Source organism: Streptomyces corallincola (assembly GCF_019104725.1).
Taxonomy (GTDB): domain Bacteria; phylum Actinomycetota; class Actinomycetes; order Streptomycetales; family Streptomycetaceae; genus Streptomyces; species Streptomyces corallincola.
Map to the genome: position 1 here is coordinate 16,426 of NZ_JAHRXF010000057.1, position 20,416 is coordinate 36,841.

The 20,416-nt window shown below is 69.9% G+C and carries 21 protein-coding genes and 6 pseudogenes; 12 read left to right on the forward strand and 15 right to left on the reverse strand.

Going from position 1 to position 20,416, the window contains the following annotated elements; all coding sequences use genetic code 11:
- Positions 1-156: 156 nt before the first annotated feature.
- Entirely contained in the window at positions 157-951 is a 795-nt protein-coding gene (locus tag KUM39_RS25385; protein WP_217788102.1) for a MerR family transcriptional regulator, read from the reverse strand.
- 78 nt (positions 952-1,029) lie between these two features.
- Here KUM39_RS25385 and KUM39_RS25390 point away from each other — a divergent pair, with 78 nt between their 5' ends.
- The 5 genes from KUM39_RS25390 to KUM39_RS28410 all read left to right on the forward strand — a co-directional run bounded on the left by KUM39_RS25390 (position 1,030) and on the right by KUM39_RS28410 (position 3,161).
- Positions 1,030-1,392: a nuclear transport factor 2 family protein gene (locus KUM39_RS25390; RefSeq protein ID WP_217788103.1), complete on the forward strand. Its 363-nt coding sequence runs from the start codon at positions 1,030-1,032 to the stop codon at positions 1,390-1,392.
- 39 nt (positions 1,393-1,431) lie between these two features.
- On the forward strand, positions 1,432-2,217 hold the full coding sequence (locus KUM39_RS25395; RefSeq protein ID WP_217788104.1) for an SDR family oxidoreductase: 786 nt from the start codon (positions 1,432-1,434) through the stop codon (positions 2,215-2,217).
- Between the two features lie 108 nt (positions 2,218-2,325).
- Entirely contained in the window at positions 2,326-2,670 is a 345-nt protein-coding gene (locus KUM39_RS25400; RefSeq protein WP_246620710.1) for a hypothetical protein, read from the forward strand.
- The gene (locus tag KUM39_RS28405; protein WP_246620711.1) at positions 2,658-2,873 is read left to right on the forward strand and encodes a hypothetical protein; all 216 of its coding nucleotides are present in this window, start codon (positions 2,658-2,660) and stop codon (positions 2,871-2,873) included. The genes KUM39_RS25400 and KUM39_RS28405 overlap by 13 nt, the downstream gene beginning before the upstream one ends.
- A gap of 24 nt (positions 2,874-2,897) precedes the next feature.
- On the forward strand, positions 2,898-3,161 hold the full coding sequence (locus tag KUM39_RS28410) for a hypothetical protein (RefSeq protein ID WP_246620712.1): 264 nt from the start codon (positions 2,898-2,900) through the stop codon (positions 3,159-3,161).
- A 32-nt stretch (positions 3,162-3,193) separates the two neighbouring features.
- Here the strand turns inward: KUM39_RS28410 and KUM39_RS25410 are convergent, their stop codons facing one another.
- From KUM39_RS25410 to KUM39_RS25425, 4 genes and pseudogenes are all read right to left on the reverse strand, one after another.
- The gene (locus KUM39_RS25410; protein WP_217788105.1) at positions 3,194-3,637 is read right to left on the reverse strand and encodes a universal stress protein; all 444 of its coding nucleotides are present in this window, start codon (positions 3,635-3,637) and stop codon (positions 3,194-3,196) included.
- A gap of 124 nt (positions 3,638-3,761) precedes the next feature.
- Entirely contained in the window at positions 3,762-3,968 is a 207-nt protein-coding gene (locus KUM39_RS25415; protein WP_217788106.1) for a hypothetical protein, read from the reverse strand.
- Between the two features lie 350 nt (positions 3,969-4,318).
- Entirely contained in the window at positions 4,319-5,194 is an 876-nt protein-coding gene (locus KUM39_RS25420; protein ID WP_217788107.1) for a universal stress protein, read from the reverse strand.
- Positions 5,195-5,232: 38 nt separating this feature from the next.
- Positions 5,233-5,462, reverse strand: a pseudogene (locus tag KUM39_RS25425) (4Fe-4S dicluster domain-containing protein); the annotation flags it as partial.
- Positions 5,463-6,232: 770 nt separating this feature from the next.
- Here KUM39_RS25425 and KUM39_RS28415 point away from each other — a divergent pair.
- Positions 6,233-6,280: pseudogene (locus KUM39_RS28415) on the forward strand (hypothetical protein); the annotation flags it as partial.
- Between the two features lie 77 nt (positions 6,281-6,357).
- Positions 6,358-6,540, forward strand: coding sequence for a hypothetical protein (locus KUM39_RS28420; RefSeq protein ID WP_246620716.1), 183 nt, complete (start codon positions 6,358-6,360; stop codon positions 6,538-6,540).
- Between the two features lie 82 nt (positions 6,541-6,622).
- On the opposite strand, the gene KUM39_RS25435 is transcribed toward KUM39_RS28420, so the two are convergent.
- Together KUM39_RS25435 and KUM39_RS28730 are read right to left on the reverse strand one after the other, a co-directional pair.
- Complete coding sequence (locus KUM39_RS25435) at positions 6,623-7,663, reverse strand: alcohol dehydrogenase catalytic domain-containing protein (protein WP_217788108.1); 1,041 nt, start codon at positions 7,661-7,663, stop codon at positions 6,623-6,625.
- A gap of 75 nt (positions 7,664-7,738) precedes the next feature.
- Entirely contained in the window at positions 7,739-7,891 is a 153-nt protein-coding gene (locus tag KUM39_RS28730) for a hypothetical protein (RefSeq protein ID WP_308288241.1), read from the reverse strand.
- 432 nt (positions 7,892-8,323) lie between these two features.
- On the opposite strand from KUM39_RS28730, the pseudogene KUM39_RS25445 reads away from it, so the two are divergent.
- A pseudogene (locus KUM39_RS25445) lies at positions 8,324-8,612 on the forward strand (DUF1876 domain-containing protein).
- 12 nt (positions 8,613-8,624) lie between these two features.
- On the opposite strand, the gene KUM39_RS25450 reads toward KUM39_RS25445, so the two are convergent.
- Positions 8,625-9,299, reverse strand: a complete 675-nt coding sequence (locus KUM39_RS25450) for a CBS domain-containing protein (protein WP_217788109.1) — start codon at positions 9,297-9,299, stop codon at positions 8,625-8,627.
- Positions 9,300-9,416: 117 nt separating this feature from the next.
- On the opposite strand from KUM39_RS25450, the gene KUM39_RS25455 reads away from it, so the two are divergent.
- Complete coding sequence (locus tag KUM39_RS25455; RefSeq protein WP_217788110.1) at positions 9,417-10,337, forward strand: DUF1918 domain-containing protein; 921 nt, start codon at positions 9,417-9,419, stop codon at positions 10,335-10,337.
- 92 nt (positions 10,338-10,429) lie between these two features.
- On the opposite strand, the pseudogene KUM39_RS28885 reads toward KUM39_RS25455, so the two are convergent.
- From KUM39_RS28885 to KUM39_RS28850, 3 pseudogenes are all read right to left on the reverse strand, one after another.
- Positions 10,430-10,594 (reverse strand): annotated as a pseudogene (locus KUM39_RS28885) (CBS domain-containing protein); the annotation flags it as partial.
- A 6-nt stretch (positions 10,595-10,600) separates the two neighbouring features.
- Positions 10,601-11,230: pseudogene (locus tag KUM39_RS25465) on the reverse strand (transposase family protein).
- An 84-nt stretch (positions 11,231-11,314) separates the two neighbouring features.
- A pseudogene (locus KUM39_RS28850) lies at positions 11,315-11,410 on the reverse strand (CBS domain-containing protein); the annotation flags it as partial.
- 590 nt (positions 11,411-12,000) lie between these two features.
- Between KUM39_RS28850 and KUM39_RS25475 the strand changes: the two are divergent.
- The 3 genes from KUM39_RS25475 to KUM39_RS25485 all read left to right on the forward strand — a co-directional run bounded on the left by KUM39_RS25475 (position 12,001) and on the right by KUM39_RS25485 (position 15,317).
- A complete protein-coding gene (locus tag KUM39_RS25475) occupies positions 12,001-12,441 on the forward strand; it encodes a DUF3052 domain-containing protein (RefSeq protein ID WP_217788112.1) in 441 nt (146 codons plus the stop codon).
- A 256-nt stretch (positions 12,442-12,697) separates the two neighbouring features.
- Positions 12,698-13,891, forward strand: a complete 1,194-nt coding sequence (locus KUM39_RS25480) for a cytochrome P450 (protein ID WP_217788113.1) — start codon at positions 12,698-12,700, stop codon at positions 13,889-13,891.
- A 142-nt stretch (positions 13,892-14,033) separates the two neighbouring features.
- On the forward strand, positions 14,034-15,317 hold the full coding sequence (locus KUM39_RS25485) for a glycosyltransferase (protein ID WP_217788114.1): 1,284 nt from the start codon (positions 14,034-14,036) through the stop codon (positions 15,315-15,317).
- A 165-nt stretch (positions 15,318-15,482) separates the two neighbouring features.
- Here KUM39_RS25485 and KUM39_RS25490 read toward each other — a convergent pair whose 3' ends face one another.
- From KUM39_RS25490 to KUM39_RS25505, 4 genes are all read right to left on the reverse strand, one after another.
- Complete coding sequence (locus KUM39_RS25490; protein ID WP_217788115.1) at positions 15,483-17,192, reverse strand: DEAD/DEAH box helicase; 1,710 nt, start codon at positions 17,190-17,192, stop codon at positions 15,483-15,485.
- An 86-nt stretch (positions 17,193-17,278) separates the two neighbouring features.
- Positions 17,279-17,482, reverse strand: coding sequence for a cold-shock protein (locus KUM39_RS25495; protein ID WP_007502648.1), 204 nt, complete (start codon positions 17,480-17,482; stop codon positions 17,279-17,281).
- Between the two features lie 267 nt (positions 17,483-17,749).
- Positions 17,750-19,396, reverse strand: coding sequence for a M4 family metallopeptidase (locus KUM39_RS25500; RefSeq protein WP_217788116.1), 1,647 nt, complete (start codon positions 19,394-19,396; stop codon positions 17,750-17,752).
- 485 nt (positions 19,397-19,881) lie between these two features.
- Positions 19,882-20,382, reverse strand: coding sequence for a TetR/AcrR family transcriptional regulator (locus KUM39_RS25505; RefSeq protein WP_308288242.1), 501 nt, complete (start codon positions 20,380-20,382; stop codon positions 19,882-19,884).
- Positions 20,383-20,416: the final 34 nt, after the last annotated feature.

Consider the following 20,416-nt stretch of genomic DNA (forward strand, 5'->3'; position numbering starts at 1 on the left):
TTCCGTGCAGCCAACAGGACCCTAGAAGAGTCCAATCGTTGCAGTTCAGGAGTGCTGTCTGCTTATTTGATCAAGCCTCGGTGCTCCAACTCGTGAGAGCGCGAGGCTCAACGTGTGCGCCACGTCGTTCCAGGGCTCAGCACCGCGCTGACCGCCTCAGGTGACACGGAAGACCGGCCAGCCGATCTCGGTGCGCCACGCAGCGGGATCGCTCGTGTCACGGGGGCCGACAACGTAGACCTCCCGCACCGGCCCGGCCACCGACATCGCGTTCTCCACCACCCAGGTCCCGAGTTCGCCGTACGTGACCTCGATGCCGTCGTGCTTGCCGACATGGGTGGTGACCGCGAGTTCCGCGGCCGGCAGACTCACGGGGTGCACGCGTCCGGTGCGAGGTGGCTCAGCGGACGGCAGGTAGACGAGCGCGTGCCCGCGCTCCTGCTCGAAAAGGGCGTTGTCGTAGCTGCCGCCCGGCGGTCCGGTAACAGCGGTGCCGACGGCCGCCTCCAGTTCGGCCATCGCGCCTGCGTACCAGGTTTCGATGTCGCGATGCCCGACTACGGCCTCCACCGCCGCGACCGTCCGTGCGGGCTCCGCGCGTAGCTCGACGTCGATGGGCGCGGGGTCGGGCCGGAGAAGGCGGCGCAGCGACACGACTGCGGCCCGGGTGCGGTCGAGCGCGTCCTCGAGGCGTTGCAGGTGGTCTGCGACCAGCGCCGCTCGGACACCGGGGTCGGCGGTCCGCAGGATCTGCCGCACCTCGCTCAAGGGGACGTCGAGCTCGCGGAGCCGGTGGATGACCTGCGCGGTCGGGATTTGATCGACGCCGTAGTAGCGGTAGCCGGTGGTCTCGTCCACCACGGCAGGTTCCAGCAGGGCCGCCTCGTGATACCGGCGCAGGGTCCGCACGCTCAAGTGGGTCAGCCGCGAGAACTCGCCAATGGTCAGCATCCCCTCATTCTGAACGTTCCCCCTGGGGGAGAGTCCACGGCTTGACCCTCCCGTGCCGCGAGGTCACACGGTGGGCTCATGACACAGCACACCGATCTTCCGTCCGATCTGCTCCCGACCGCCGTGCGCCAGTTCTTGGCCGCCCATATCGTCCGCGACACCGCCACCGCCTCGTCGTTCCTCACCGAGGATGCGGTGATCGTCGACCAGGACGAGGCCTTCCGCGGCCGGGAGGAGATCCACGCGTTCCTGCGGGACGCCGGGGCCGAGTTCGAGTACACGACCGAGCAGATCGGCGCTCACCGCGTCGATGACACCCACTGGGTGGTAACCGTGCGGCTCGAAGGCACCTTCCCGGGAGGCGTCGCCGAGCTCGACTACCGGTTCGCGCTGCGGGACGACCTCATCGCCGAACTCGTCATCGCCAACCACCCGGCCTGACCGAACCCGCACCACCTCAATCTTCAGTGGAGAGAAAAAATGTCTAATTCAGATCGCGATCGTCTCAACGGTCGCCGGGCGCTGGTCACGGGCGGTTCGAAGGGCTCGGGCAAGGCAGTCGTAGAGAGACTGCGAGAGATGGGTGCCGACGTGTGGACCACGGCACGCACTATGCCCGGCGGCTACGAACGCCCCGACCGGTTCATCGAGGCGGACACGTCCACGGTGAGCGGTGTAGAGGTCGTAGTGTCCAAGATCTCTGAGGGAGGTGCGCTGGACATCCTGGTGCACGTTGTCGGGGGATCGTCAACCCCGCCTGGCGGATTCGCCGCATCGACTGAGGAGCACTGGCTGGCGGAGCTCAACCTGAACTTCTTGGGCGCTGTCCGACTCGATCGAGCACTGCTGCCGGCGATGGTGGAGGCGGGATCAGGAGTAGTTGTCCACGTCACTTCGATCCAGCGTCAGATGCCGTTGCACGACGCGACATTGCCGTACGCGTCAGCGAAGGGTGCCCTGCGTACGTACAGCAAGGGTCTCGCGAACGAACTGGCCCCACGAGGCGTGCGAGTGAACGCCGTCAGTCCCGGGGGAATTCAGACCGGAGCGTACGCGGGCTTCATCGACCGGCTCGCCAAGGGCAACGGACTGACCCGCGAGGAGGCGGAGCAGAGCCTGATGGATTCCCTCGGAGGGGTTCCCAACGGAAGGTTCGCAACGACGGAAGAGGTCGCGGACCTGGTCGGCTTCCTCGTGTCGGACCGAGCCTCATCCATTGTGGGCGCGGAGTACGTCATCGACGGCGGCACTGTTCCAACCGTCTGAGCCAGGCACCGGTCCCGAGTAGCCACTCGTGAACAACTCGATCCGGTGGCGGAACCCCGTTATGTTTTTCGTGGTCCTGCAAGAGGGCCGCTGGCCTCCGGGCCCGGTATGGAGCTGGGCATCCCGACGATCTGCAGCCTCCGCTGGGCCGTCAACCGCATCCACCAGATGCTCCTACACCGCCGCCTCATCCCCGAACTGACCTTCGGCAACGGCGAGACGCTCCTCGTACGTTCCCAGCTGCCTTCCCACCTCACTGGACGACAGGCCACCGAGTTCGACGTCGACGGTGAGATCCGCGTCGTGGAGATCACCCGTGCCGGTCGCTCGCTGCTCTCCGCTCAGGGTGTCCTGGCCGAGCCCGGTGACCTGGTCACCTTCAGCGTTGCCGCCACGGCGCCGGGCCGGCTGAGCGGCTTTCTCGACAAGGAGCTGGGAACGTGCAGGTCCTGATCGCGGGCGCGGGGCGACTCGGCACCCAGATCGCCCAGGTACTGTCCGCCGGCCGCGACGAGGACAACCTGGTCATCAGCCTCCTCGCCAAGCGGCAGTTCGGGGTGGGGCGGGTGGCCGCGCGCGTCAACGAGGGGAGAACGCCTGGCTCTTCGACCAGCGGTGGGGCGTGGACGTGGCCGTACCCGCGGCCACCCCGTTGATCTCCCTCATCGAGGAGGCCACCGGTGCCACGGACGGACACGGTGGCACTCCTGCGGCTGAACGAGGCGGGCGTCGAGGTCATCGAGACCGCGATCACCGAGGAGTCCCGGGCAACGGGGCACAAGCTGGGTGAGATCGAGCTGCCCGCTGGCACCGTTGCTGCCACCGTCGTACGTGAGGGCCGACCCACGGTCCCGGGCCCTGAGGTGCACCCGCTTCCCGGCGGCGAACTCCTGCTCGTGCACACGAGGCAACCGAGCACGAGATTCACGCGGCATCTGCAGTGAGCTGGTCCCACACAGTCTCCGCGGGCCTCTGGTCACTGCTCCTGGGAACGTACGATGACGACCGGGCAACTCGCATGCTGCGATACGTGCTGGCTGACAGAGCCGAGCAGGGCTCGCGCGAACCCGCCCCTGCCCCGGCTGCCCACCACCAGTACCTCGGCTCCTTCGGCGGCCCGCAACAGGACGTCGGCGGCATTGCCGCGCACCACACGGGTCCGTACCGAGCCCGCGGCCTCCGCGCCGAGCACGTCGGTCAGCTCCTGGGTCATCTTCTGCCGGGTCTCGTCCTCGTCGACCTGCATGTCGACGGCGGGCCCAGACCAGCCGTACAGGCCCGGCAGCTCCCACACCGCGACAGCCTCCACGGTGCCACCGACCTGGCCGGCGTAGCGCACGGCCCAGCGCAAGGCTTCGTACGAGGACTGCGATCCGTCGACGCCGACCACCACCCGTGGCTTCGAGACATCCGTGTCCATGCGTCCCACCTCTCTTCCAGTGTCTTTTCCCACGGGGCCGGTCCCCCTCTGTTCTCCACGCTGCGGGATCCGTCGCCACACCGCCGCAGATGAGCAGCCAGCGGCATGACGGGCGACGGGGCCGTCAATGCCCGTAGAGCGTGACCCAGCCGGGCTCCACGCGTTCCCACCCGTGGTCCCAGCGGGCCATGCGGCGACGTTCGAGGAATCCGCCGACAGCCCGCCCCACGCCATAGGCGGTGGCCACACCGCCGAGCCCGGTCACGAAGGCCACCGCCACACCGGCGGTCACCCCGAAGTCCTTGTCGGGGCACGGAGGCGATGGCGCCACGGGCGTCGGGAGTCTGAGGTGTCCGCATGGCACAGCCTGCGCTCTGTAGCCGCCGGTGCCGTGTGCCCTTTCACCGTCCCGCGGCGCAGCCTCGTCGGGTATGGGTCCCACGGTCCTCGTGAGTGCCGTTCGGACCGACCCGCTGGGGTACGTGGAGGACGATGCCGGAGCATGTCCTCCGTCGCCCGTCCGTGCTCACGGCGCGGCCAGAGATCGGATACTGCTGCCCGACGGCACGTGGTGGCGCGTCGAGACCATCAGGTGCGAAGCCTGTTCGGCTGAGTGAGGGCGTGGCCCGTGGCGGCGCCATGTGCTGAGGAGCGGGGCCGCCGGCATGCCTCGGAGCGCACTCACTGCCGTTCGGGCACGACCGCCACCGGACACTGAGCATGGTGCAGCAGCGCATGGCTCACGCAGCCGAGCTGGAATCCGAAGTGCCCCGTCCTACGATGTGCCCCGACGATCACGAGATCCGCAGCCGCCGACCGGTCCACGAGAATCCTGCCGGCCGGTCCTTCAAGGACCGCCGGGTGCGTCCGAACATGCGGATGCTCAGCGCTCGCCGTCTTGAGAAGAGCGTCGATCACGGCGGTGGCGCTCTCCTCGTACGTGTCCGCCGGTCCGCCGCGCTGCAACCGGTCGCCGTGTCTGTCGTAGGCAGGCCTGCGCCAGGCCCGCACAACGTCGAGGACGCACCCTCGCACCTCGGCCTCGCGGAAGGCGAAACGCACAGCCTCCGCAGTCGGGTCCGATTCGCCCAGGCCGAGCAGGATCCGCTCGTGCCTACCCGCCAGGCCCACGCGATCACCCCGGACCACGACCACCGGACAGTGCGCCCGGGCGGACACGCCGAGACCGACCGACCCCAGCAGCAGACCCTTGAGCTCACCACGGCCACGCGAACCCGTCACCAGCGCGAACGCCTCGTCGCCCGCGCGCACGAGAGCGGCCGCTGCGTCGTCCGGAACGATGTCGGTGGTGAGCTTCACCTCCGGGTTGCGCCGTTCGGCCCGATCGGCCGCCGAGGCCACGATGTGCTCGGCCAGCACCTGCTCGGAGGGCCGCCTCGGATCCACCGAGGGAAGGCCCGCCTCGTATCGCGCCCACAAAGAGGCGTACACCAGCCTGAGCGGGACACCGTGACGGACGGCTTCGTCCACGGCCCAGTCGACCGCCCGCAGGCACGAGTCGGACCCGTCTACGCCCACCACCAGAGGAAGTGTCATTGTCCCCACCGCCTTTCATGGGGCCGAGCGCTCCCGCACTCCCGCATCCGGTACCGCCCGACCTGCAGCTCCACGCCCCATCCGTACGGCAACTCGTCGGCCGACCGCAGCTCCGCCAGCTCGATGGCGCCGTCCCGCACCGTGGGGCCGATCACGGTGAAGCCGCGCCGGACCAGCACGTTGACGAGCGCGGCCATGCCGTCCTTGCCCATCACGAGCCCCTCGGACGCGGGGCCGGAACGGCGTTCACATCGGTGTCGGCACTCATGACCGACCTCCCTCAGCACGACGGACGGCACATCGGGCCCTGGCTCACCTCAGGCCCACGACGGCAGCCTTGCCGGTACAGCGCCGCGCCGACAGAGCCACATGGGCACGTCTGCGGGGGCCGTTGGTCCCCTTGACCTCAGACGAGCCGACAACCGTGCTCTCGGCCGAGCGTCGAAGATGCCTTCACGACAATGAGCACGCTCGGCCGTGCGGTGAGAGGAAGTACGTGTGCCCCTCCCGCCCCCACTCCCCGTACTCGGGCACCAGACCGACGTCCATCGCCCGCGGCCCGGGGCGGCCTATGTGCGCGTAGACCAGGCGTCCGAGCCGGTTCCTGGCCGCTTCTGCGCCGACTTCCCGCACGGGAACGTGCCCGTCCCGCTCGACCGCGGAAGCGGATGGGGCGGTCCCGGGCCGGGGTTTCCGCGAATATCAGGTCCGCGTCCGCCGCCCGGGCCGGGAAGGTCCAGAACTCCGGCCGGACCTCGGGCGGCGCCGCCCCAGGACCGCCGTCGTACGCGACACGACGGCGGCCGCCGACGACCAGCAGACCGGCCGGTGCACAGCGCGGGACACCATGTGGCACCCACGCCCAGCGGCGTGAACCGGCACCGAGGCGTCAGACCAGTTCGGGAGAGCCTGTTCCAGCCATCGCCTCAGGCAAAACCAGGCGTCGCCCGGAGCCGTCCGGCCACCGAACGGGCCGTTCGACTGAGCTCGGCGAGGATCCGATACCAGCGGCGGGCGTCGTTGCCGCCCGCCGCCCTCATGGCCCGCCTCAAGGACCTTGTCCAACGAGCCCGCCGTGGACGGCTGCGCGGCAGCGAGACGACCGGCGCCACCCTGACCATCACCAACCTGGGCAGCAGGGCGTGGACGCGGTGTTCGGGGTCATGCACCCGCCCCAGGTGGCCCTGGTCGGCTTCGGAGCGGTCGTCGAGCGGCCCTGGGCCGCGAGCGGCATGCTCGGCGTGCGTCCAGTGGTGATCAAGGAGTCGATCACCCGGATCATGCCCGACGCCGACTTCGGTCTGGTTCGACCGGACGACAAGTTCCGCGACGTACAGTGCGCATAGTGCGGCAGAATCTCCCCGCCTGAGCCCAGCGCCAGCCCCGTGCGGCCACCCACCCCACCTTGGGGCTCGCGGAGCCCGGATCTCATCCGGGGTTCCAGTCGCGATGCAGGGCGACTTTGAGGGCTCCTGTGCTGGGGCCGCGCGCGAACGCCTCGTACGCGTCCTCCATCCGGTCCATACCGAAGGTGTGGGTGACCAGTCGTGAGACGGGCAGACCTCCGAACCTCATCAGCTCCAGCAGCCACGATGTGGAGGACGTGTCCACCTGCCCCGTGCTGATCGTCACGTTCTTTCGCCACAGGGACTCGAGGTGGAGCGTCGCCGGCTTGCCGTGCGTGCCGATGTTGGCGATGTGCCCTCCCGTGCGGACAGCGCGCGTGCACAGCACGAAGCCGTCCGGATCGCCCGACGCCTCGATGACCACGTCCGCGCCCGGCCCCTCGGACAGGTCGTTGATCATCTTCCCCGGCGATTCAGCGGCATCCGCCCCCAGATGGGCAGCTGCCTCCAGTCGAGCGCCAGCCAGGTCCACGACGATGATCCTGCGCGGCGAGTACAGCCGCGCAAGGGCCACGGCGGCGAGTCCCACGGGGCCCGCGCCCACCACGACGACGGTGTCTCCGGGGCGGACGTGTCCATTTCGCACTCCGACCTCGTAGGCGGTCGGAAGGACTTCGGCGAGCAGCACAGCGTCGTCCAGCGCGAGGTCGTAGGGGCGCCGGGTGGTGGAGTGATCGGCGAAGGGCACGCGCACCGACTCGGCCTGGGTGCCGTTGACCAGATTTCCCAGAATCCATCCGCCGCCGCCACGGCACTGCCCGTACCTGGTGTCACGGCACTCCCTGCAGTGACCGCAGGCGGAGACGGATGACACGATCACCTGATCACCGGGGCGCAGGTGGTGGACCTGGCTACCGATCTCCATGACCTCGCCGACGGCCTCGTGGCCGAGTACCGTTCCCGACTTCACCTCGGGGAGGTCTCCCCGCCGGATGTGGAGATCAGTGCCGCACACGGTGGTGGCGTCGACGCGCACGATCGCGTCGGTCGCCTCCTCGATCACAGGATCGGGAACGGTGTCCCAGGAGGTGTGTGCAGGTTCGTGGTAGACGAGCGCTCGCACCGAACTCACTCCTTGCTCCCCCACTTCCACGGTCACCCCCACAGTGCCCCCGGGCAACACGGCCGCGCGTATGCCTCAGTCCGGCTCCATGTACGGCCGGCGGAAGACCAGTGCCTGACCGGTTCCCCACGGGCGTACGACCGTCAGCGCCCGGGAGGCGGCGGACTCGAGTGCGCCGGTGGTGTCGACCGGGACAGCCTCGGGCCACGACGGTTCCTTCGCGGCCATGACACCGACTATCTCGGGGCCGGCGTCGGAGGCCCGGCGGCGCGCGTGATCAGGCGGGCTGCCGAGACGTCGCCCGGAACATGGCGGTGCAGGGCCACCGGTTCGGCGCTGGTGCGTTGGGATGCCCGCCAACTCCTTCCGAACGCGGTCGTGGGCGCCCGTCGTCGACTTGGGCATCCGGGCCTGCAGCTCGGCCTGATCAACAGGGCGAACGGGACGCAGCCGACTTCCAGGGCCGGTCGTCGGCTCGACACGGACTTTCGGCCCTGTGGCCGAGGAACGCTGCCGTCTGATGGTGAAGGACCCGGGGGGCCGCCCAGCGGCCGGCTGGATGCCATCCACCTGGTTTCCAGCCAGTCCATCCGGTGCGGTCACCTGGAGCACCGCTGCTCGGAGCTCAGCGGCGCGCCGCACACAGGCGGGGAGAGAACGATGTCGCACACCGGACAGTGGAGCGTGGCGTCTCCACCTCTTCGAAGACGACGACGGGACAACGAAGGCACACGTCACGCTGGACACCGGCACCACGGCGCTCACCGGGCACGGAACCGCGCACTGCAACCCGGTGGACACGAACGTGCCGGACACCGGCGACGAACTGGCGGCGGGGAGGGCCATGCACAACCTCGCCCACCAATTACTGAACGCCGCCGATCGCAACGTTCAAGGCATGGCGGCGTCCCGGCCCGGCACCCCTCAGGCCGCTGGATGGCCCGCGTGACCCCCGACGGGCTCAACTGTCGCTGGACGCATCCCGCGAGTCGTCCTTCCGGTAGGAGAGATTCCCAGACACCGACACCACGCCGTCGACGCCGCGGCACAACTGCTCGATGACGGGAATCAGACTCTTGTACTCGGCTATGCCCGCGAGCGTCACCCGCCCGTCGCGCACCTCCGCGCTCACGTCCCGTGGATCGAGCCCCAAGGTACGCCGCAGCAGGTCGCTGGTGATCTCCTCGCGGATGGCCTCGTCACGGCGGAGGAAGACCCGCAGCAGATCACCGCGGCTGACGACGCCCAGGAGCCGGTCCGTCTCGTCCACCACAGGCAGTCGTTTGACGTGCTGGGTCTCCATGAGGCGGGCGGCCTCGACCACGGTCCACTCCGGACGTGCGCAGACCGCGGGAGCGGACATCAGTTCCTCGGCACGAGAGCCCTCGGCCTTGGCCCGTTCCCAGGCCTCCAGGTGGGGTATGGGTGTCCTGCCCGACGGATCGGCCTGGTCGGCGCTCTTGCGGAGCAGGTCGGCCTCGGACACCACACCCAGTGGACGGTCCAGCTCATCCACCACGGGCACGGCGGTGACATCGTTCTCCTCCAGGAGTCTGACGAGCTCCTTGAACGGCGTGTCACGCCGTGCCCGGACGACGTCCCGGCTCATGAGCTCCTCGACCGTTCGGTGGTGCATGGCGCCTCCCGGGGAACGTGCCTCCCACCTCGCGGAGACGGGGCAGCCGCCCCGTGCGGCGGTGTGGCCCGCGTGGCAGGTTGGATACAACACCATTCTGAGGAGAGGGCGGCGATCATGCGAGCTCACCTCGGCGATCAACTCGTCGTCGAAAGTCCGGCGACCGGCGCCGCAAGGCGCGACGGCGAAATCGTCGGACTGCATCACGAGGACGGAACTCCCCCCTACGACGTGCGCTGGTCGGACACGGACGAAGTGACACTCGTGTTCCCTGGGCCCGACGCCCACATCCACCATCTCGAACGCGAACAACCAGTGGCCACACGCGAACCCCTGCCGGACACACACCAGGCGGAGACCGTGCTCACCGCTCCGCGGTCGACCAGAGCAACCAATCCCGGCGACATCGGACGGCGCGTGGGGGTCGAACGCCGACGGCGAGGGCTGAGCCTGGTGGAAGCGGCGGGCCGTGCCGTGATGTCGCCCGACTACCTCGCCTACTTGGAGGACCAGCCCGCCGACCCGAGTCTTGCGACCCTCATCCGACTGGCCGACGCCCTGGGCACCACGGTCGCCGCGCTGCGTGGCGGAGGAATTGATCTTCCACCGGGTCAGGGCTATGCACTGCTGCACCCCCAGCTGCGGGACCTGGCCCCGGAGGAGTGCCACACCCTGTTGTCCACGCACGGGGTGGGGCGCGTCTCGGTGTTTGCGTCCGACTGCCGCCCGGCGGTCGTCCCGGTCAACTACGAGATCGTCGACGACGCCATCGTCTTCCGAACCGCGCCCGACTCCGTGGCCGCAGCGGCAGCGGAGACGGAGGTCGCCTTCGAGGTCGACCACGTCGACGACGCCTTGAGCCAGGGCTGGAGCGTGCTCGCCGTCGGCCCCGCCAGCGTGGTGACCGAGCCCGAGGCCGTACGCAGGCTCGCCCAGCGGGCCCACACCACCCCCTGGGCCGGTGGCGAGCGTGAGATGTGGGTTTCGATCCGACCCACAAGCCTCACGGGCCGCCGGATCACTCCGCCTGATCAGTAGACAATCACGGCTCACCCGCCCTGTGAGGTGAACCGGAGCGCCCACCCAACACCCACCGGGTTACTCGGCCGGGCAGGGTCGGACCGGGCTGGAGCGGGCGTGCTCATCACCTCCTCGGCGGTCATGCCCTCCGCCTTGGTCAGGTCGGACCGGCGTCGGATCCGCTCGAAGCGGGTCAGCTCACGGCCCCGGGACTCCTCCTTGGGCAGCAGGTCGGCCTCGGACACCACACCGACGACCCGCCCCTCATCACTGAGCCCCTTTCATTCTGAGTAGTTGCAGGTCAGCAGGGTGTGGACGGCCTGGACGACGGTGCCGACGCGTCGGGTGGAGCATCGGGCGGGGCGGAGGATGCGCCAGGACTTCAGTTCGACGAAGGCGCGTTCGCCGGGCGCTCCGAGCCGGGCGTGGTCGCGGTTGAACTGCTGGTAGTGATCGGGTTGTTCGCGGTGGGGGCAGTACGGGGTGCGGAAGGTGGCGCCGGCGCCTTGATGGGCGCGGTCGGCGAGGACGAGGATCTGCCGGGTGAGGCAGGCCTGGACGATGCCGTTGGAGCGGGCCGCGGTCAGATCGTGGGTGCGGCCCGGTGTTGCTCGGGAGAACCACAGCGGTGCTCCGTCGGGAAGGTCTCGTCGGCGTGGCGCCAGGCGGTGGCCTGGGATACCCCGAAACCCGCTCCGAGCTGTGAAGACGTCTCGTTCTTCCGCAGGTGCACCAGGGCGAGAAGTGCCTGGCCGAAGCAGCCGAGCTTGCGCCAACGTGTGTTGCGGGTTCGACGATGCTCGTGCAGCAGCCAGCGACATGCTCGACGAGCTCATGGGGGACGTCGAGCAGGGAGGACACGGAACCAACAGGGCCCCTTCGGTCGCCGGTGCGATGAGTGGAATCACCACCCCGACGACGAGGGGCCCTGCCTCGTCACCACACCCACTGACCAGCCCATTTCACCCTCCAGCACAGGATGAAAGAGGTTCACTGACGACCGGCACGGCACTCACACGGCGCCCGTACATGACCCGCACGATCTCCTTGAAGCGCGCGTCGCGCCCGACGGCGACAGCGGGCGCGGTCATCACATCGCTCACGATGTGCGGAACAGCGAGATACATGTCCTCAAGTCCTCGAAGGGTTCCGGAGCAGGTTGGCTCGGCCACTGCCTCGAGCATCACGGCGAGCGCACCCACCGCAGACCGGCCGGTGACCGACCAGTCCGGCCCAGTGGCGAGGGTGCCTTCGTTGGCAGGGGTTGAGGCCGCGCGGTGAATGCCCGGGGTGCTGGTGTACCGGGTGGTGGGGGTGGTCGTGTGGGTCGCTGTGGCCGTACCGAGGGAGAGGGGGGGCGAGGGTGCAGAGGGCGGTGGTGGCCAGGAGGGTGGCGGTTTCGCGGAGGGATGGGCGGTCGGGTGGAGGGGCCGGGTGCGGTGGGGCATGGGTCCTCCGATGGGGTGAAGTGGGATGTCGGGGGTCTCTCTTGTGGTGGACGTGCGGGGTGGCCGGGGATTGCGGGGCGGAGGCCGTGGACGTGATGTCGCGCGGCAGGCTGATCGTTACGGCAACTGCTCTGCCCGCTGGCTGACTTGGGCGGGGGGATCTCGGCCCTGTGCTTGGCTCGTGCCGTTTTCGGGCGTGTGCCCGTCTCCGGTACGAAGGGGTCGATGCAGTGATGACGACAGCCGAGTGGTCAGGGCAGGTTTTCGGGCGGCCCGAGCCGTGTGTCGCTGAGCGGCTGGGGTTCGGGCCGGGGCACATCGTGCAGGAGATCGGGTACGACGACGACTGCGACGACGGGGTGCGCGGGGCCATCGAGGTCTTCACCGGGCGGGAGTTGGTCGATGAGGACTACGAGAACGCCGTGGACGTCGTCCTGTTGTGGTGGCGCGAGGAGGACGGTGACCTCTTCGTCGAACTCGCGGATGTGGTGATCCCCCTCGTGCGCGGGGGTGCTGTCGTCCTGCTCACTCCAAAGGCCGGGTACTACGGGTGTCTTGAGCCCCGTGAGATCAGGGACGCCGCCCGGCAGGCGATGCTGACACCGGCCAAGTCCCTCGCTGTCGCGGCCGAGTGGGTGGGGACGCCGCTGCGGCTGGCCAAGGAGCTTCGGTAGGGGCGGAGGGGGGCGGGGGCCGCGCCGGTCGCCTTCGCATTCTTTCGTAGATTTATTCACTCGGTTTGCGAATCGACCGCCGAGTGCGGCGCGCGAGGTTAATCCTTCACCCTGCACTGTGCACATTGCAGGGTGCCGCCCGGCGGAATCTCACATATTGGTCCGGCATGAATTCGGCCATGTCAGCCACGTATCAGCACCCATAATCAAGCTGATTTCCATTCGGATTCGCATCCTCCGCGAAAGAAGGGAAATCATGATCCACGTCGAAGCGGACCCGGCCCAGTGGCCTCTGCGGCGCACGTGCCCGTTGTCCCAGCCGCCGGCGCTCGCCGGGTTCCGTGAGGGGCCGCCGCGTGAAGTGCGGCTGCGCGGGGAGCAGCGGGCCTGGCTGATCAGCCGGTACGAGGACGTGCGCCTGGCGTTGGCCGAGCCCCGGCTGAGCGTTGATGACCAACACCCGAACTGGCCGAACCGGCTGCTGTTCCCGGTGCCGCCGAGGGCCGTGTCCTTCTGGCGGATGGACCCGCCCGAGCACGGTTTGTACCGGAAAATGGTCGCGCCCGAATTCACCGCGCGCCGCACGCAGGCACTCCGTCCGCTGATCGAGTCGATAACCGAGGAATTACTCGACGGTATGGCCGGGAAGTCCGGTCCGGTCGATCTGCACTCGGCTTTCTCCTTGCCGCTCCCCTGCATCGTCATCGCCCGGATCTTCGGGGTACCGGACGAGGACATGGCCGCGTTCAAGTCGATGACGAGTGCCGTGCTGAATCAGGCGGAACCGGAAAAGGCGGTCGAGGCGTTCGTGGCGACCACCGCGTATCTGGACCGGTTGGCGCGGGAACGGGAGGGTGCGCCGCGCGACGATCTGATCAGTCGGCTGGTGGTGAACCACGTGCGTACCGGGGAGTTGTCCCACGAGGATCTGGTGGCGTTGGTCCGGCTGATGCTGGTCGCCGGGCACGAGACGACCGCGAACCAGATCGCGCTCGGGGTGTTCACCCTGCTGGACCGGCCCGAGGTGCTCGCCCAACTCCGGGACGATCCGACCCTGTTGCCTAAAGTGGTGGACGAGATGCTGCGCTACTGGTCCATCGCGCAGGACAACGTGGTCCGGGTCGCCACCGAGGAGCTGGTCATCGGCGGTACGCGGGTGGCGGCGGGGGACGCCGTCGTCATCTCCATACCGGGCGCGAACCACGACGAGGAGGTGTTCGCCGGAGCCGCGGACTTCGACGTCCACCGCGACAACGGCCGTCACCTGGCGTTCGGGCACGGTGCGCACTTCTGCCCCGGCGGACCGCTGGCCCGTACGGAGATCGAGATCGCGCTCGGGGCGGTCTTCCGGCGGTTCCCCGGACTGCGGCTGGCGGTTCCGCGCGAGGAGGTCGCGGCCAGCACGGACACGCTGGTGTACGGGCTGAAGAGTCTGCCGGTTGTCTGGTAAGTCGGGCCGCTGCCCGCGAACTTGATGTGTACGTCGTACCGGTGCCCACGCCGACGTGGTGCCGGGGGCGGAGTGGTTCCGTGCCGGACCGGCCGGGTTTTCCGACGCGAGGGATCGCGTCCTGGTGGAAGGAGAGGGTGACATGAGGATCAGTGTGTCCACGGCGGGCAGCCGCGGGGACTTCGAGCCGTACGTGGCGCTGGCGCAGGGGCTGATCGGCGCCGGGCACGAGGTGGTGTTCGCGGCGCCGCGTGACGCGCGGCGGCTGGTCGCGGGGACGGACGCCGAGTTCGTGGAGATGGACCTGGAGGTGCGTGAGGTCTTCCGGTCCGAGGAGGGGCAGCGGTGGCTCGCGGCCGGTGACGCGGAGGCGTATCTCGCGGGCATCGCACGGATGTTGTCGCAGGCACGGCACACCGTGGGTGCCTCGGTGCTGGCGGCGGCCGAGGGCGCGGACCTGCTGGTGACCGGTGTGAACACCGAGGACTACGCGCTCGCCGTCGCCCAGGCGCACGGTACGCCGATCGTGCTCGGGCATCTGACGCCGTGGCTGCTGACCGACGAGTTCCCGCAGCCGCTGACCCCGCAGGCCGTGCCGGACGGGGTGCCCGCGCGCCAGTACCACCTGGAGACGCACCGGATGGCGGAGGAGGTGTACTGGCAGGGGAAACGGGACGACATCGACGAGTTCCGGGGCTCGCTCGGGCTGCCGGGCGCTCCTTCGGCGGCGCTGACCTGGACGGTGGAGCTGGGGCTGCCCACGTTGCAGGCGTTCAGTGAGCAGGTCGTACCGCGTCCGCGTGACTGGGCGCCGCAGAACGCGGTCACCGGGTTCTGGCGGCTCCAGCCGGAGGTGCGGGAGCGGGTCGGGGAGGCGGTGGTGCCCGGTGGGCTGGCCGACTGGCTGGCGGACGGGCCGCCGCCGGTGTTCCTCGGGTTCGGCAGTATGCCGGTGCTGGACCCGGCGAAGCTGGTGGATCTGATCGTGCGGGCGGCCGAGCGGACCGGGCTGCGGCTGCTCGTCGGGGTGGGCTGGTCCGACCTGTCGGGGCTCGGCGATGAACTGCCGGACGGCGTACGGCTGGTGGGGGCGGTCGATCACGACTGGCTGTTCCCGCGCTGCCGGGCCGTCGTGCACCACGGCGGTGCGGGCACGACCGCCGCCGGGCTGACGGCGGGGCTGCCCACCTGGATCTACACCGTCTTCAGCGATCAGCCGTTCTGGGGCGACCGGGTCGCCCGGCTGGGGGTGGGCGGGTACGCGAGCTTCCAGGACTTCGGGCTCGACCATCTCGTCGGCGTGCTGGGCGGTCTCGTCGCGGCGGACGTGCGGGAGCGGGCCGCCGCCGTCGGCGCCCGGCTGCGGGCGGAGGACGGGGTGGGCACGGCGGTCGGGCTGATCGAGAAGGGGGTGGGGGCGGGCTGAGCGGGTGAGCCTGGCCGGTGGCCCCCCCCCGGAGTGTCCGGGAGGGCGGCCACCGGTCGTGCTGTGCGGGGGCGTGGATGTCGGCCGGGTGTATGGCGGTCCCGTCCGCGCGGAGGTGCGGACGGGACGGTGCCCCCGGTCAACTCCCGGTCGGTGTGCGGTGGTTCAGCGGGCGGTGCGGCGGCCGGGTGCCCGGCCCGTGCCCGTACGACCGGTCGCGCCGCCACTGGCTCCGGTGCGGCCCGAGGCGCTGCCGCCCGCTGCCGTACGGCCCGTACCGCTGCCGCTGGTTCCGGTGCGGCCCGTGCCCGTACGGCCTGTCGTACCGGTGCCGTTGGCGCTCTTGCCGGTCGCTCCGCGCCGGGCCGATCCACGGGCGCCCGTGCCCGTACCCGTGCTCTTGCTCGCGCCGTTCGATCCGGAGGTGTCCGGGGTGCGGCGGCCGGAGCCGCCGTTGCCGGTCCTGGTGGCGGCGCCGGACGTGGCCGTTCCGGCTGCTCCGCCGCCGCGGCGACGGCGGGCCGGGCGCTTGCCGGGCGTGCCGTCCTGCCGGGTGCGCTGCGGTGCGGCGGGCTCGGGGATCTCGATGGTGACGGCCACGCCGGAGGGCTCGCGGGCGCCGGTGAGGGCGGCCAGCTCGGGGGCGGAGGAGGTGACACGGGACGTACGGGGGCGGATGCCCGCGTCGGACATGAGCCGGGTCATCTCCCGCTTCTGCTCGGGCAGGACCAGGGTGACCACGCTGCCGGAGCCGCCGGCGCGCGCGGTACGGCCGCCCCGGTGGAGGTAGTCCTTGTGGTCGGTGGGGGGATCGACGTTGACGACGAGGTCGAGGTCGTCGATGTGTATGCCGCGGGCGGCGACGTTGGTCGCCACGAGGGCGGTGACCTGGCCGTTCTTGAACTGCTCCAGGGTGCGGGTGCGCTGCGGCTGGGAGCGTCCGCCGTGCAGGGCGGCGGCGCGGACGCCGACGGCGAGGAGCCGCTTGGCGAGCCGGTCGGCGGACCGCTTGGTGTCGAGGAAGAGGATGACGCGGCCGTCGCGGGCGGCGATGCGGGTGGTGACGGCCTTCTTGTCGGTCTCGTCCTGGACGTGCAGGACGTGGTGCAGCATGGTCGTCACGGCGCCCGCGGAGGGGTCCACGGAGTGGACGACGGGGTCGGTGAGGAACTGCTGCACGAGCCGGTCGATGTTGCTGTCCAGGGTGGCCGAGAACAGCATCCGCTGGCCGTCGGCCCGTACCTGCCGGATGACCTTGGTGATCTGCGGCAGGAAGCCCATGTCCGTCATCTGGTCGGCTTCGTCCAGCACGGTGATGCGGATGTCGTCCAGGACGCAGTCGCCGCGCTCCACCAGGTCGTTGAGGCGGCCCGGAGTCGCCACGAGCACCTCTGCGCCGCGCCGGAGGGTCCCGGCCTGCTTGGTGATCGACAGACCGCCGACCACGGTCGCCATGCGGAGGTTGACGGCCGTCGCGTACGGGGTGAGGGCGTCGGTGACCTGCTGGGCGAGTTCGCGGGTGGGGACGAGGACCAGGGCGAGGGGCGCCTTGGGTGCCGCGCGCAGACCGGCGGTGCGGGCGAGCAGGGCCAGGCCGAAGGCGAGGGTCTTGCCGGAGCCGGTGCGGCCACGGCCGAGGAGGTCACGCCCGGCGAGGGAGTTGGGCAGGGTGGCGGCCTGGATGGGGAACGGGGTGGTGACGCCCTGCGCGCCGAGCGTCTTCAGCAGGCCCGCGGGCATGTCCAGCTCAGCGAACTCCGCCACGGCGGGGAGTGCGGGGGTGCTGCTTTCCGGCAGCCGGAATTCCTTCGGCGACGACGTGGACGGGGCGGGTGAAGAGGCACGCCGACTGGATTTCTGGGGCCTGCGGGACATGCGGGGGTCTGCCTTCCTGGAAACAGCGCAAACCGGGGTCCGCACCACGACGGTGCGGACCCCGGTGAGAGAATTCGCGTCCGCGATTAGGCGGGGACGATGTTCTCCGCCTGCGGGCCCTTCTGGCCCTGCGTGACGTCGAACGAGACCCGCTGGCCCTCCTGCAGCTCACGGAAGCCCTGGGTGGCGATGTTCGAGTAGTGGGCGAAGACGTCGGGGCCGCCGCCGTCCTGCTCGATGAAGCCGAAGCCCTTTTCCGAGTTGAACCACTTCACGGTGCCCTGTGCCATGACATTTCTCCTTCAGTAGGCAGAGGCCCCATCCGGAGAAGCCGGTAAAACAAATAATGCGCCTGAAGGAGAAGCATTCCCGTCAGGCGCACATAAGTTCATGGGTACCACAACTGCAACAAGGTGACCGTAGCACAGTGCGGTGGGCGGGGCATCCTGGCACGGCGCGTCGGCCGGTCTCGCGGGTCGGACGGGGCGTCTCGCCGGGCGGTCGGCGAAGGGGGCGGCGGCCGGAGATCCGGTCGCCGCCCCGTCCGGGTGATTGGATCACTTCACGTTGACGCCGGTCCAGGCCGCCTCGACGGCCTTGTATTCGGCGCTGTCGGCGCCGTACAGGTCACCGGCCGCCTTGAGGGTGCCGGTGCGGGCGGCGGCGTAGTCGGTCGTGGAGGTGAAGTACGAGGTCAGCGCCTTGTACCAGATCTGCAGGGCCTTGTCCCGGCCGATGCCGGTGACGGTGGAGCCGTCCTGGGTGGGCGAGTCGTAGCTGACGCCGTTCACGGTCTTGGCGCCGCTGCCCTCGGCCAGCAGGTAGAAGAAGTGGTTGGCGACGCCGGACGAGTAGTGCACGTCCAGGCCGCCGACGCTGGAGGACCAGTAGTCGGCGGAGCCGCCGTCCTTGCTGGGCTTGTCCATGTAGCGCAGCGGGGTGCCGTCGCCGTTGATGTCGATCTGCTCGCCGATGAGGTAGTCGCCGGGGTCGGCGGCGCTGTCGGCGTAGAACTCGACGCCGGTGCCGAAGATGTCGCTGGTGGCCTCGTTGAGGCCGCCGGACTCGCCGGTGTACTCCAGGCCCGCGGTGTTGGAGGTGACGCCGTGGCTCATCTCGTGCCCGGCGACGTCCAGTTCGGTGAGCGGGTCGCTGTCGCCCTGGCCGTCGCCGTACGTCATGCAGAAGCAGCTGTCGTCCCAGAAGGCGTTCACGTACGAGTTGCCGTAGTGGACGCGGGAGTAGGCGCCGGTGCCGTCGTTCTTGATGCCGTTGCGGCCGAAGGTGTTCTTGTAGAAGTCCCAGGTCTCCTGGGCACCGTAGGCGGCGTCGGCGGCCGCGGTCGCCGCGTTGTTGACGGTGCCGTCGCCCCAGGTGTCCTCGGACTGCGAGAAGAGGGTGCCCTGGCCGGAGGTGCCGTGGTCGAGGTCGTACGTCTTGTGGCCGCCGCGCGAGGCGTCGGTGAGGGTGTACGTGGAGCCGGACTGCGCGGTGGTCAGATCGACCTTGCCGCTGTACTGGGTGTTCCCGACGCCGGTCTCGATGCCCTGGTACGCGTAGAGCTTCTTGCCGGTGGCCGCGTCGGTGATGACGTGCAGCTGGTTGGGGGTGCCGTCGTCCTGGAGACCGCCGACGACCGTCTCGTAGGCGAGGACGGGCTTGCCGGAACCGGCCCAGACGACCTTGCGGGCGCCGTCGGAGCTGGTCTTCGCCGAGCCGAGGGTCTTCGCGGCGCCGACCGCCTGCTTCTCGGCGGTGGCCGCGCTGACCTGCGGCTTCAGCGAGGCGACCTTGATGGTGGCGCCGGTGGCCCTGGTGACGCCCTGAGTTCTGCCGGACTTCGCGGTGTGCACGACCAGGTCGCCGCCGAGCACCGGCAGGCCGCCGTAGGTGCGCTCGTAGCGGGTGTGGACGGTGCCGTTCGCGTCCTTCACCACGTCCTTGGCGACCAGCTTCTCCTGGGAGCCGAGACCTATCTCGTGGGCCGTGGTGGCGGCGTCGGTCTGCGCCTGCCGGATCAGCGTGGTCCGCGCGGAGGCCGTCAGGGCGACCGGGGCGGCGGCGAGCGGACGGGCGGCGGTGGTATCGGCCGGGTCCTGGGCGCTCGCGGTGGTGGAGAGACCGGTGGCGACCAGGGCTCCGGCCGCCACGGCCGTGGCGATGGCCAGGGTGGTGCGCCGACTGCGTGCGTTTCGCGGAGTCACACAAGCTCCTTATGTGGGGGGACGGTCCGGGCGGTGTGGGGCCGGTCCGGACCGCCGTGAACTGATCTTGCTCGTGCGGCGGTTGGGGACACCCTGCCATGCATGCCATGCACATGACAGAGGGCGATCAGTGCGGGGACGCGCGGCGGCACGGGGCCGCCGGGGCGGGGGTCAGGGGGTACGGGAAGCGGGGTGGCGCGGGTGTTCCGGGTGGGCGCGGGAAAGCGGCCGGTTCTTCAACCTGCCTGCTTCCGTGCCGCGTTGGGCCGCGCTGAACTGGAGCTTTCTCGGGCGGAGTTCATCGCCGGGCGTGCTGCGGTGCATGAGATCTCCATACGGTGTGGGGGGTTGGAGATACGTGCACGAGACAACCTCACGCGCGGCAGGGCACGCCATGCCCGGCCGGGAGATGCGACAACTCCCCTACCTGGCCTTCACGTTCCGATCACGGACGGCGGACGCGCCGGTGGCTGGAAACCGGCCGGTCACGGCCGGAAGCCCGCGACGGCCAGTTCCAGCAGGCGGGCGGCCTGGGCGGTGCCCTCGGGGGTGGCCGGGGTACGCCAGAGGCAGCTCATGAGCATCAGGACGTCGGCGGGATCGAGGCCGGGGCGTACGTCGCCCGCGGCCTCGCACGCGGCGAGCAGCCGAGCGATGGCGCCGGTAACCGGGGCGTAGGTGGCGTCCACGATCTCCTGCGCGGCGGCCGTGTGCAGCGCCTCGCCGAGGCCGTGCTTGAGGCGCACATAGGCGGCGAGGGTGAGGAACCAGTGCCGGAGCGCGTCCAGTGGGGGGTGGGCGGCGAGGACCTCCGGCACGGAGTCCACGAGGCGGTCGATGTCGTGCCGGTAGACCGCCAGGATCAGTGCCTCGCGGGTCGGGAAGTGGCGGTACAGGGTGCCGGGGCCGACGCCAGCGCGCTTGGCGATCGAGTTCAGCGAGGCGTCCGGGGATTCCGCGAGGGCGTCGTGGGCGACCTGGAGGATCGCTTCCCGGTTCTTAGATCGGAAGAGCGGCGTG